The following is a 12,458-nucleotide window of genomic DNA, read 5'->3' as shown; positions in this document are numbered from 1 at the left end:
TTATGGATATATTAAACATACTTATCGAAACAGGTGCAGTTTTGGATGGACATTTCTTATTATCATCAGGAAGACACAGCAACAGATATATACAGTGTGCAAGGCTTTTGATGCACCCTGACAAGGCAGAGATTGTTCTAAAAGAAGTCGTAGAAAAATTAAAGGATGTTGAGTTTGATGTAGTTGTTGGCCCTGCAATGGGTGGAATAATAGTTGCCTATGAAATCGCAAGGCAGATGGGAAAAGTGGCAATGTTTACTGAAAGGGAAAACGATGTGTTTACATTAAGACGTGGATTTGAAATAAAAAAAGGGCAAAGGGTTCTAATAACCGAGGATGTTGTAACAACAGGAAAATCTTCAATGGAGACAATAGAGGTTATAAAATCCCTTGGTGGCGAGGTAGTAGGAATAGCCTGCATAGTTGACAGAAGCAGCGAGAAAATAGATTATCCGATATATAGTTCAATAAAGCTAAACATAGAAACATTCGATAAGGATGATTGTCCAATGTGTAAACAAAGCATCCCCTATGCAAAACCAGGAAGTAGGAAAAACATCTGATGTAAAGCACCCAAAACTAAATAATAGAGTTTATGTTTATGCTTTAGACTTTTTGTCAAATAGTATTGAACATTTGTTTGCAATATGTAACAATAAAATTGTTGATATTTTTGGTTGGGGGTGACTTGATGATTAAACAATTTGCAAAATATTATAAACCACACATTGGGCTTTTTATTCTTGATATGGTATGTGCAATTTTAATTTCGGCAACAGACCTTGTTTATCCAATGATAACAAGAAGGCTTATCAATAATATTATTCCCAGCAAGAATTTAGCCCTGATTATTAATATTGGAATTATATTATTTATTCTCTATATAATAAGGATGATACTCGAATATATAGTAGGATATTACGGACACGTTTTAGGCGTAAGGATGGAGTATGATATGAGAAAAGAAATGTTTTCTCATATGCAAACTCTTCCTGTGAGTTATTTTGACAATACTAAAACCGGGCATATAATGTCGAGGATGGTTAATGATTTAAACGAAATTGCAGAACTTGCACATCATGGGCCTGAGGATATTTTTATTTCAACTCTTATGATTATAGGTGCATTTTTTCTTCTTCTCAATATAAACGTCAAACTTACGTTAATAGTATTTACTATAATACCATTTATGGTTTATTTTACTGTAATATATAATTCTAAGATGAGAAGGAATTTTAGAAAGATTAGAGAAAGTCTTGCTGATGTAAACAGTAAACTTGAAGATTCAATATCTGGCATCAGAGTTGTAAAGTCCTTTACCAATGAAGAATATGAAATAGATAAGTTTGATGAAGGAAACAATATGTTTAAACACTTGAGGACAAAGTCTGTAAAGTACATTGGAATACTTCATGGAGGGATAAACTTTTTCTCAAATATTTCTACCCTTTCAGCTCTTATTGCTGGTGGATATTTTGTAGCAAGGGGAGAAATTCAAGTTGGTGATTTAGTAGCATATCTTATATACATAAGCCAGTTTTTACAGCCTGTAAAAAGGCTCGCAGCCTTTGTTGAACAATATCAAAGGGGAATGGCGGGTTTTAAAAGGTTTGTTGAGGTAATGAATATTAAGCCGGATATTTATGATAAAGAAGATGCAAAGGATATTGAATATGTAAAGGGAAGTGTAGAGTTCAGAAATGTAACATTCAGTTATGATGATAAAAATACAGTTTTAGAAAATATAAACTTAAAGGTTGAGGCGGGAGAGAGCGTTGCAATTGTAGGGCCTTCAGGTGTTGGAAAAACAACACTTTGTAATCTTATTCCAAGATTTTATGAGGTTGATAGTGGGAATATATATGTAGATGGGATAGATATAAAGGATATAACACTTAAATCTCTTAGAAAAAACATTGGAATAGTTCAGCAGGATGTTTTCCTCTTTGCAGGAACAATAAGGGAAAATATAGCCTATGGAAGGCTTGATGCAAGGGAAGATGAGATAGTAAAGGCTGCAAAGGCGGCTAATGCCCATGATTTTATAATGGAGTTTGAGGATGGGTATGATACATATATAGGAGAGAGGGGAGTAAAACTCTCTGGAGGACAAAAACAGAGAATTTCTATTGCGAGAATGTTCCTTAAAAATCCTCCAATTCTCATATTGGATGAGGCTACATCATCTTTAGATAACCAGAGCGAGGCAGTTATTCAAAAATCAATTGAGGAGCTTTCAAAAGATAGAACAACATTTATAATCGCCCATAGACTTGCAACTGTAAAGTCGGCAAAAAGAATAATAGTTTTAACTGAAAATGGAATTGAAGAAGAAGGAACCCATAGAGAGCTTCTCGAGAGAAAGGGAATTTACTATGAACTTTATAAGACGCAGTTTGAGTAAATATTTATGGTAATATTTCAAAGCAAAGGTGTATAATATTATTAAAATGAATTTAGGGGGAATTATTGTGGAAAAGAAATTGTTCCGTTCCAAAACCGATAGAATGGTAGCAGGAGTTTGTGCAGGAATTGCAAAATATTTTGATATCGACCCCACAATAATAAGGCTAATGTGGGTATTCATAGTTATGTTTGGTGGTGCTGGAATACTTGCGTATATTATTTGCTGGATTGTTATTCCAGAGGAGAAAGAATAAATGGGGGGATTAAGTTGAAAACACTAATTAAAGGGGGATTTATTTACCCAGTAGTTGGACAACCCTTTAAGGGGGATGTTTTAATTGAGGATGGCAAAATAAAAAAGATTGCAGAAACAATTGATGAAGATTGCGAAATTTACGTTGCGGAAGATAAGTTCGTATTTCCTGGATTTATCGATGCCCACAGCCATTTAGGATTGTTTGAAGAGGGAGTTGGCTCTGTTTATCAGGATGGAAATGAAGCAACAGACCCAATTACAGCACATGTAAGGGCAATTGATGCGTTTAACCCTGATGATAGTGCAATTGAGAGAGCCCTATCTGGAGGAGTTACAACAGTTATGATTTTGCCAGGAAGTGCAAATCCGATAGGCGGACAAGGGGCAATTCTAAAATTAAAAAGTAAGATAGTAGATGAGATGATTATTAAGGAGCCTGCAGGGCTTAAAATGGCCTTTGGAGAAAATCCAAAGAGAGTTTACAGCGGTAAAAATCAAACTCCATCAACAAGGCTTGGGACATCAGCTGTAATCAGAGGATATTTTATGAAGGTTCAGGATTATATGAAGAAGAAGGAAAATGCTGCAAAGGAAGGCAAGGAGTTTACCGAAAGGGATATAAAGCTTGAAATAGGAGAAAAGGTTTTAAAAAAAGAAATCCCTGCAAGAATTCACTGCCATAGAAAAGACGACATTTTAACTGCGATTAGGATTGCTGAGGAATTTAATATAGAGATTGTTTTAGAGCATGGAACCGAAAGCTACAAAATAGTTGATTATATAAAAGAAAAGAATATTCCTGTTGTAGTTGGACCTTTGTTTGGGTTTAATACAAAGCTGGAGCTCAAGGATAAAACCTATGAGGCAATAAAGATATTAAATGAAAAGGGAGTATTAACTTCGATAATGTGCGACCATCCAGTAATACACCTTGAACACGCTAATGTTCATGCAGGAGTAGCACTAAGATATGGTGCAAAGGAAGAGGATTTAATAAGGATGCTCACCATAAATGCAGCAAAGATTCTTGGACTGGATGATAAAATAGGAAGCATAGAGGAAGGAAAGGATGCAGATGTTGTTATATGGAGCCATCATCCATTTGATTTAAGAGCTAAGGCTGAAGGGGTATTTATTGAGGGTGTTAGAATTATATAAATGGGCATCTTTAGGCTGATTAGAATATGTAAATTTAAAGTGATAGTTTAGGTTGAGTCCCAATAAAGATTTATGTGGATTTCCAAAAATCTTTATTGGGACTTCTTTTGTTAAACTCTATGTTTTGTAGCAGAATATACTGAAAGCAACTTGGTTTTAATCATGAAAGGGTGCTGTGAACTTCTTTTAGGAGTTTTCTTATTGGCAATTTTTGCGGACAAACCGATTCACATTTTCCACACTCCACACATTTGTCTGCCCTATTCTTTTCTGACAAGATGTTTTTGTAAGCATGTTTACTTCCTTCAAGATCCTCATAAGTGAAAACATTGTTATATATAGCAAAATTTCTTGGTATATCTACTTCAGCAGGGCATGGCATACAATATCTGCAATTTGTACAATTAATTTGGTTTAATGATTTATAGGTCGATTTAACTTTATTAATAAGGTCAAGTTCTTCAATAGAAAGGGTATTTGGACGGGCATCCTCAACAATTTTAATATTTTCTTCAACTTGTTCAAGAGTATTCATTCCACTTAAAAGCAGAGAAACCTCCTCATGATTTAATACATATCTTAGAGCCCATTCAGCAGGAGTTCTTTTGACTTTATAAGAATCCCATAATTTTTCAACTTTTTCTGGTGGCTTTTTCGAAAGTTTTCCACCTTTTAAAGGTTCCATAATAATAACAGAAATTCCTTTTGAAGCTGCGTATTTTAATCCTTTAAGACCCGCCTGTTCGTCTTCATCTAAATAATTAAATTGGATTTGGCAAAAGTCCCAATCGAAACTATCGATTATTTTTTTAAATACATCTAATTCATCATGAAATGAGAAGCCTATTTTTCTTATTTTACCTTCTTTCTTAACTCTTGTAAGAAAATCTAACACTCCAAGATTATAAACCTTTTCCCATGAATTTTTGTTAAGTGCATGCAAAAGGTAGCAATCAATGTAATCTGTTTCAAGATTACGAAGCTGCTCGTTAAGAAATTTATCAAAATCTTCCTTTTGATTAACCAGCCACACAGGCATTTTTGTAGCAAGATATACTTTTTCTCTATATCCATCCTTTAAAACCTTAGCTGTAAATCTTTCACTATTACCCTTATGATATGGGTATGCAGTATCAATATAATTTACGCCGTTATCTATTGCATACCTAACCATTCTGATTGCCTTTTCATCATCAATATTTGCTTCATCATCAATAAAAGGCAGTCTCATCATTCCAAATCCCAATACAGAAACATTCATATCTTTTGCAAATCTTCTATACTGCATATTAATCCCCCTTAAAATTCATATGACTTACAAATAATGCTAATTCAATTGTTTTTGCAGTATTTTGTCTTCCTGAAGATTCAAAATACACAATACCACCCCCTTGTAGTTATTATAATATATTATGGTAAAAATTGAAAATTGAATTTGGTTGTTTTAGATTTTAAAATGGTGTTATAATGATTAGTGGATGGATTTGAAAAGTAAAATAATAGGGGGTTGCTATGAAACTTTTACTACTTTGTTTGGCAGGTTTTATATCCGCTTTTGTTGATTCTATTGCGGGTGGAGGGGGACTTATTTCAGTTCCAGCGTTTATGCTATATGGACTTCCGCCCCATATAGTTCTTGGGACGAATAAATTTGCAGCAACGACAGCTTCGCTAACAAGTTCAATAAAATACATAACATCAGGGACGACAAATAAAAAACTATTAAAATTTTTAGGGCCTATGTCTTTTTTAGGGGCGGTAATTGGCGTTAATATTGTATTGAAGATAAATCAAAAGTATCTCTACGGGATGGTTCTTGTTTTAATATTGGCTGTAGGAGTTTATACTTTATTCTCAAAAACAATAGGGACAGAAGATAAGTTTGAAGGACTTAATAGGAAGAACATAATTATGGGAATGTTATTTGCATTTCTTATAGGTGGATATGATGGCTTCTTCGGACCTGGGACAGGCTCCTTCTTGATATTTGGACTTATAAATATATATGGGTTCAACTTTCTGAATGCAGGAGGTAACGCAAGATTCTTAAATTTTCTTAGCAATATAGCTTCATTATTAGTCTTTGCATACAAAGGAATGGTCGATTATAAAACGGCAGTTCCTGTTGCAATATTTATGATAATAGGAGCAAGACTTGGAACAAAGGCTGCGCTTTATAATGGTTCAAAGTTTATAAAACCAATTTTTGTTACGATGTCGCTACTCGTTGCAACAAGAATGCTATATAATTTGTTTCAATAAAAAAGAAAAACTTAAACTTAAGTGCCAGGCACTTAAGTTTAAGTTCTTTAATCTCCAAATGAAATACCAACGCTCTTTGCAACTTGAACAAGGTCGCTGTTTGGGTCAACGTATTTTTCGTGACCAATAACATCTTCAAGAGGCAGATATGATATGTCGTCACCTTTTAGGCATACCATATTGCCAAACTTTCCTTCTGCAATCAAATCCACTGCCTTAACTCCATATCTTGTTGAAAGTATTCTATCATAAGTTGATGGTGAACCACCTCTTTGAACGTGTCCAAGTATTGTAGCTCTTATTTCATGGGTCTTTATTCTTTGTTCAAGCTCATTTGCAAGCTTATGGGCAATACCACCAAGTCTTATTGGGTCTGGGCTGTCCTTAACAATTTTGCTTACGACAACTTCGCCACCCTTTGGCTTTGCACCTTCAGCAACTACAATGATGCTAAATAGCCTTCCAAGCTTTCTTCTTTCTTCAATCTTCTCTACAATTTTATCATAATCAAAAGGTATTTCAGGTATTAAAATAACATCGGCAGAGCCTGCAATACCTGAATGAAGAGCAATCCAACCTGCGTTTCTTCCCATAACCTCAAGTATCATAATTCTGTGGTGTGATTCTGCTGTTGTATGCAATCTATCAAGAGCTTCTGTAACTACTTCTATCGCAGTATTGAAACCAAAAGTATAATCAGTTCCTCCAAGGTCATTATCTATAGTCTTTGGAACACCAATTACCTTAACTCCTTTTCTTGAGAAGTCTCTTGCACTGGTTAAAGTTCCATCCCCACCTATAACTACGAGTGCGTCAACACCTTCCTTTTTCATATTATCAATAGCCACATCAGAAACATCCTTTTTAACCAATTGACCATTTTCTTCTACCTGGTAATCAAAAAGGTTATCTTTGTTTGAGGTATAAAGTATTGTTCCTCCCTTATGTATAAGACCTGTTACAGTGTCAAGAGTTAAAGGCATAAAGTCGTTTAAGTATAAACCCCTGTATCCATATTTGTATCCTATAACTTCGTATCCATATTTTAATATAGCAGTTCTTGCGACACCCCTTATTACCGCATTTAAACCAGGACAATCTCCACCACCAGTTAAAATACCAATCTTCTTTATTTGTGACATTATTTGCACCCCCGTTAATTAATCTAACTTATATTATATAATGCACAAATAATTTATTAAATATTAATTGTATTCAAAAAAGTTATTTATTTTTAACAAAAAAAGTATTTTTTTGATGGGAAAATATGTTTATTGACATATTTTGCATTGGTGGATAAAATATACAAAAAGGGCAAGTTATTTTAATAACAATTTTTATTTTATTAAAAAATATTTTAAAGGGGGGCCTTGTATGAAGTTGAGGACTAATGGAAAGATAATCAGTCTATTTATTGCTACCATCATCATCTTTGCAGTATCTGTTAACTTTGTAGTTTATTCCAAGTTTAATGACCTATTTACAGACAAGATTTTATCCTCAAATATTGCCCTAAGCATTGAAATACTTAATCAAAAGTATCCAGGCGATTGGACATTTGATGGAGATAAGCTCTACAAGGGGCAGACGTTAATAAATGAAAATAACTTAATTGTAGATGAGATCAGGGAAAAAACTAAAAATCATGTCAGTATATTCTTGAATGATACAAGAATTGCTACAACTGTTACAAAGGATGGAAAAAGGTTAATTGGGACAAAGGCTAATGAAAATGTCACTAAAACAGTAATAACTGATGGAAATGAATACAAAGGGCCGGCTGAAGTTATGGGGGTAAAATATCAGACAATCTACTTGCCAATTAAAAATGCAGCTGGCAATAATATAGGTATGTTTGTAGTTGGCGTTGAAAAAAGTGTAATCGATAAAGATATTAATGGCGTTATGAAGGCAATTATATTAATGACTATAGGCATTTTGTTGATTGCGGGATTGATTCTATTTTTCTTTACAAGGTTATTTGTTATAAAACCTTTGATGATTTCTAAATCAAAGTTGGAAAATATAGCAAAAGGGGAATTGAATTTCGAGATTGATCAAAAACTTTTGTCAAAGGGCGATGAAATAGGAGACATAATTAGAGCTACTAAGACGGTTAAAGATGCTCTAACTAATATGATAAATAAAGTTAAAACAAATTCTGATTTGCTTGATAAATTTGCTGAAGAACTTGCGGCAAATTCAGAGCAAATGGCTGCATCTTCAGAGCAAGTAGCAGCGACTACTCAGGAGGTTGCATCTGGCGCATCAAACCAAGCAAATGAGATAAGTGAAGTATTAAAATTGATTGAAGACCTGACTAAAAATATTGAAAACATATATGAACAGGTGAGCAATGTAAGAAATAGCACGGATTCAACAATTAGCAAGACACAAGAAGGCAAAAAAGAACTTGAAAATCTTGTGAACTCAATTGCTGATATTAAAAATGCATTTAAAATAGTAGTTGAAAAGGTTGAATCACTCTCAGAAACAGTAAGTAAAATTAGAAACATAACTGATATCATAAAAGGTATATCAGAACAGACGAACTTGCTTGCCTTGAATGCTGCAATAGAGGCCGCCAGAGCTGGTGAAAGTGGAAGAGGATTTGCAGTAGTTGCTGATGAAGTTAGAAAACTCGCAGAAGAATCGAAAAATTCATCAGATGAAATAAAAGCATTAATTGATTTAATAAATAACGAAACAAAGGAAGTAATAGGAACAGCAAAAGAAGTAGATGGGTTTGTTGAAAAACAGGTTGAATTTGTAGAGAAAACAACTAATGCCTTTGAGGACATTCTTGCGTCAGTTGAAAATATAGCACCTATGATAGAAAAAACTTATGAGTCAATTGAAAATACAACCAATGCCAAAGATATAGTTCTTGAAAAAGTTGAAACCGTGAGTGCTGTTGTGGAAGAAACATCGGCATCGACGGAAGAAATAGCTGCCTCAATTGAAGAAGTATCATCTGCTGCACAGGGAGTATCAGCTTCCTCAAAAAAATTGCTTGATATAACTGAAGAACTTGGGGAAGCGATTGGGGTATTCAAACTATAATAAATATGCATAAAATGTCGAATAAATATTATTGAATTTATAAACAAAATTGTTATAATATAGGTAAGATTAATATACAACATAGGCTTCCCCTAAAAAAAAAGAGGTGGAACGCCATGACGATTCTGCGCGAAAAAATAGAGAACCTTAGAAAAATAATGGACAAAAAACTTGAAGAAAAAAATTTTTTAGTAGATGATGAAGTGGTGAGGATTAGCCAAAAGTTAGACAAGCTTATTGTGTTATATGAATTATTGCTAAAGGGCAAGAGGGGGTAACCCCTCTTGTTTGTGTATAAATATAAAAAATGTAATAATTAGAAAATAATACGATTGACAAATGCTTATAAATATTTATAATTAAATGTGTGAAGTGTGCACCCGTAGCTCAGCAGGATAGAGCAACGGTTTCCTAAACCGTGTGCCGGAGGTTCGAATCCTCTCGGGTGCACCAATGAATTTAGAATCTAAGTCAGTGTTTTTGCACTGACTTTTTTAATATCTTTAAGTTAGGCTAAGGGATGGAAACATCCCTTGATTATATTTTGGAGGATATTATGAGTCATGAGTATTTTATGAAGATTGCTATAGAAGAAGCAAAAAAGTCATTTTTACTTGACGAAGTTCCAGTCGGTGCAGTTATTGTTAAGGATAATAAAATAATAGCAAAGGGACATAACGCAAGAGAGACATTAAAAAATGCTTTGGCACATGCTGAAATCATAGCAATTGACGAGGCTTGTAGAAGTCTTGGCGGTTGGCGCCTTTTAGACTGCACCATGTATGTGACATTAGAACCTTGCCCAATGTGTGCAGGGGCCCTTGTAAATGCACGAATCAAAACATTAGTTTTTGGGGCAAAAGACTATAGAAGCGGTGCTTGTGGAAGTATTTATAATATAGCAAATGATGAGAGACTAAATCATAGAATTGAAGTTATAGGTGGTATTTTGGAAGATGAGTGTAGAGTTCTGATGCAGTATTTTTTTAGAAGAAAAAGAACGTAGATTTACTCAATTGCAATTCAAGAAAAATTATGATATACTTATTAGCGATAAATGAATACATGGAGAGATGGTCGAGAGGTCTAAGGCACTTGACTCGAAATCAAGCGTGGGGCTTAGCTCCACCGTGGGTTCGAATCCCACTCTCTCCGCCAAAATAAATCCAGCTGAGGCTGGATATTTTTATTTAAAAAGGGTGCTAAAGGGTTAAGTGCCTTTAACACCTGTAAGACTTTTAAATGTTAATATATTAAAAATCATGAGGCAGGAACTTTACTTTTTTCTTTTTGCAAGGGATAGAATTGCACCTAGAGCTATTGATAGGAATGATGCCATTAATACTCTATATTCTGAAGGTAATAAAAATGTTACAGTATGGGCTGGAATCCAGAAGGATGGGATTGTTTTCATCACAACAAATCCTATGAATCCATTCCAGTCTATTTTATTTACTACGTCATTTATTCTTACTTTAAATATTTTTTTAAAAGTTCCTTGACCTAAATCTATATAGGTGTCAGTTATCCTATGAAGCGCCATAAACGTAGGAGCAAATATCAAATTCATTAATGAGCTTGTAAAGAATGCAAAAAAGAATTTTGAATCTCCTCCAGGTAAAAGACCTTTTTTCATGGTGGCAGTTACTCCCGACGCAAAAAGGTCAAAAACAAGAGCAAAAACCATACCTAAAAAGCCCCAAATAATAAACCTGTAAAGCAAGCCATAGGGCTTTTTGTAATCTCCATTTGCAATTCTAATTGCGAGAAGTTCACCCATTGTGGCTAATATTGAAACTTTAATAAAACCCATTATATATGGATGATTTTTAGTTGCTGTAACGAAGGCAATATGGGTTGTTGGATGGATTAAAAAAACTATTATAAGTGCTAATGTTAATAACCAGAGTAAATCTTTTTTTCTCATAATAATCCCCCTAAAAATAGTTGATTTACGACAAATTCTCTTATATTATATCATATATATAGTAATAATTTAATTAATATTTTGAATATTAGGGGGCCAATTTCTTATGAATGAATCAAGAAAAAGGCATATACTTGTTTTGGATGATTCAGGGTTGATTCAAATATCGGTAAAGGAAGCTCTGGAGGCGGAAGGTTTTTCGGTAGATACAGTTTCAACGGCAGAAGAGGCGTTGAATATGATTAAACAGAGGGCGACAGCTTATGACTTAATAATTTCTGACATACATCTTCCTTATAAAGATGGTATTTCGTTTGTTGAGATACTCAAAAAAAGCGGAAGTTATCCAAATTACAAAGAAATACCTGTAATGATGTTGACATCTGATATTTCAATCAGAACTGTGAAAAAGGCAATTGAAAAGGGTGCAAATGATTATTTGAGTAAGCCCTTCACAACTAATGACCTTGTAAACAGAGTTAAAAGGCTTATCAGCGATAAAGAGGAAAATCAATTCATTAAATTAATGGAAATATTGAGAGAAGAAATTGAAAGGGCAAAACGTGGCGATTATGAGATTACTTTGATAGTTGGAAGTAAGGAGAGCGAATCAGGCCCAAGAGCTCATGAAATAATTTCAGAAATAAGAAGGTATCTAAGAAAAGTAGATACAGCGTTAGACCTTGGCAAATCGAATATAGCTCTTGTTCTTCCTTTTACTAAAAAGGAAGGTGCAGAAGTTGTTTTAGAAAAGATTAGAAAAGGCGTTATTGGAAAATGGTATTTTGGGATTGCTAATTTTCCAGGAGATTGCAAGGATGAAAAAGAGCTATATAATACTGCAAGAGAGAGTATAGTTAAGGAAATAAATGCAGAGCAGTCGGAAGAAGCAGTGAAGGAAGAAGTAAAAGAAGAAGGTAATGAAGAAAAAAACGGTTAACCAAATAAAATTAGCAGAAAATACTTGTTGAATAAAACAGGATATTATAGTATAATTTATTAGTGCCATATGGAGAGATGTCCGAGAGGCCGAAGGAGCACGACTGGAAATCGTGTGAACCCAAAAGGTTCCGCGGGTTCAAATCCCGCTCTCTCCGCCATGGCCGTGCTAGATGGGGAGGTAGCGGTGCCCTGTAACCTGCAATCCGCTGTAGCAGGGTTGAATTCCTTGCTGAGGTACCTGCCTGTGGGGCCTGCCCCTGGCAAGTGGTGTTGATAATTGGGTCCTGTGCAACAGAAAGCTGTGAACCCCGCCAGGTCCGGAAGGAAGCAACGGTAAGCGGTAAATTCTGTGTGCCATAGGGGTGCCTGATTGGAGCTAACTACCTGGGTAACGCCTGTAGGTTTATATCGAAGCAAGGTGCGCGGCCTTTATGATCTGGAAAT

The 12,458-nt window shown here is 34.6% G+C and carries 12 protein-coding genes, 3 tRNA genes and 1 other RNA gene; 13 read left to right on the top strand and 3 right to left on the bottom strand.

Annotation, left to right across the window (positions count from 1 at the left end):
• Positions 1–2 precede the first annotated feature (2 nt).
• The 4 genes from pyrE (at position 3) to ABG79_RS09695 (ending at position 3,820) form a co-directional block, all read left to right on the top strand.
• A complete protein-coding gene (gene pyrE / locus ABG79_RS09710) occupies positions 3–563 on the top strand; it encodes an orotate phosphoribosyltransferase (protein ID WP_057979283.1) in 561 nt (186 codons plus the stop codon).
• A gap of 128 nt (positions 564–691) precedes the next feature.
• Positions 692–2,404: an ABC transporter ATP-binding protein gene (locus ABG79_RS09705; protein WP_057979282.1), complete on the top strand. Its 1,713-nt coding sequence runs from the start codon at positions 692–694 to the stop codon at positions 2,402–2,404.
• A 67-nt stretch (positions 2,405–2,471) separates the two neighbouring features.
• Positions 2,472–2,660, top strand: a complete 189-nt coding sequence (locus ABG79_RS09700; protein ID WP_057979281.1) for a PspC domain-containing protein — start codon at positions 2,472–2,474, stop codon at positions 2,658–2,660.
• A gap of 14 nt (positions 2,661–2,674) precedes the next feature.
• Positions 2,675–3,820 (top strand): amidohydrolase, encoded by a 1,146-nt coding sequence (locus ABG79_RS09695; protein WP_057979280.1) that lies wholly within the window; start codon positions 2,675–2,677, stop codon positions 3,818–3,820.
• Between the two features lie 160 nt (positions 3,821–3,980).
• Here the strand turns inward: ABG79_RS09695 and ABG79_RS09690 are convergent, their stop codons facing one another.
• A complete protein-coding gene (locus ABG79_RS09690; RefSeq protein ID WP_057979279.1) occupies positions 3,981–5,108 on the bottom strand; it encodes an aldo/keto reductase in 1,128 nt (375 codons plus the stop codon).
• A 224-nt stretch (positions 5,109–5,332) separates the two neighbouring features.
• On the opposite strand from ABG79_RS09690, the gene ABG79_RS09685 reads away from it, so the two are divergent.
• Positions 5,333–6,082 carry a sulfite exporter TauE/SafE family protein gene (locus tag ABG79_RS09685; RefSeq protein WP_057979278.1) on the top strand — a complete coding sequence of 250 codons (750 nt, stop codon included), beginning with the start codon at positions 5,333–5,335 and terminating at the stop codon, positions 6,080–6,082.
• Between the two features lie 47 nt (positions 6,083–6,129).
• Here ABG79_RS09685 and ABG79_RS09680 read toward each other — a convergent pair whose 3' ends face one another.
• Positions 6,130–7,227: a 6-phosphofructokinase gene (locus ABG79_RS09680; RefSeq protein ID WP_152978236.1), complete on the bottom strand. Its 1,098-nt coding sequence runs from the start codon at positions 7,225–7,227 to the stop codon at positions 6,130–6,132.
• Between the two features lie 229 nt (positions 7,228–7,456).
• On the opposite strand from ABG79_RS09680, the gene ABG79_RS09675 reads away from it, so the two are divergent.
• The 5 genes from ABG79_RS09675 to ABG79_RS09660 all read left to right on the top strand — a co-directional run bounded on the left by ABG79_RS09675 (position 7,457) and on the right by ABG79_RS09660 (position 10,303).
• Positions 7,457–9,145 carry a methyl-accepting chemotaxis protein gene (locus tag ABG79_RS09675; protein ID WP_057979276.1) on the top strand — a complete coding sequence of 563 codons (1,689 nt, stop codon included), beginning with the start codon at positions 7,457–7,459 and terminating at the stop codon, positions 9,143–9,145.
• Positions 9,146–9,261: 116 nt separating this feature from the next.
• Positions 9,262–9,423, top strand: coding sequence for an aspartyl-phosphate phosphatase Spo0E family protein (locus ABG79_RS12295; protein ID WP_083490408.1), 162 nt, complete (start codon positions 9,262–9,264; stop codon positions 9,421–9,423).
• A gap of 98 nt (positions 9,424–9,521) precedes the next feature.
• Positions 9,522–9,598 (top strand) — tRNA-Arg (locus tag ABG79_RS09670).
• 103 nt (positions 9,599–9,701) lie between these two features.
• A complete protein-coding gene (gene tadA / locus ABG79_RS09665; RefSeq protein ID WP_057979275.1) occupies positions 9,702–10,151 on the top strand; it encodes a tRNA adenosine(34) deaminase TadA in 450 nt (149 codons plus the stop codon).
• 61 nt (positions 10,152–10,212) lie between these two features.
• A tRNA-Ser gene (locus ABG79_RS09660) sits at positions 10,213–10,303 on the top strand.
• A 118-nt stretch (positions 10,304–10,421) separates the two neighbouring features.
• Here the strand turns inward: ABG79_RS09660 and ABG79_RS09655 are convergent.
• Positions 10,422–11,072 (bottom strand): Mpv17/PMP22 family protein, encoded by a 651-nt coding sequence (locus ABG79_RS09655; protein WP_057979274.1) that lies wholly within the window; start codon positions 11,070–11,072, stop codon positions 10,422–10,424.
• Between the two features lie 106 nt (positions 11,073–11,178).
• On the opposite strand from ABG79_RS09655, the gene ABG79_RS09650 reads away from it, so the two are divergent.
• The 3 genes from ABG79_RS09650 to ffs all read left to right on the top strand — a co-directional run bounded on the left by ABG79_RS09650 (position 11,179) and on the right by ffs (position 12,440).
• Complete coding sequence (locus tag ABG79_RS09650) at positions 11,179–12,012, top strand: response regulator (protein ID WP_057979273.1); 834 nt, start codon at positions 11,179–11,181, stop codon at positions 12,010–12,012.
• Between the two features lie 71 nt (positions 12,013–12,083).
• Positions 12,084–12,172: transfer RNA gene (locus ABG79_RS09645), tRNA-Ser, on the top strand.
• Positions 12,173–12,175: 3 nt separating this feature from the next.
• Positions 12,176–12,440, top strand: an RNA gene (gene ffs, locus ABG79_RS12290) — signal recognition particle sRNA large type.
• The last annotated feature ends 18 nt before the right edge of the window (positions 12,441–12,458 follow it).

The sequence above is a fragment of the Caloramator mitchellensis genome, from assembly GCF_001440545.1.
GTDB classification, from domain to species: domain Bacteria; phylum Bacillota; class Clostridia; order Clostridiales; family Caloramatoraceae; genus Caloramator; species Caloramator mitchellensis.
This window is presented reverse-complemented; position numbering and strand designations above follow the sequence as displayed.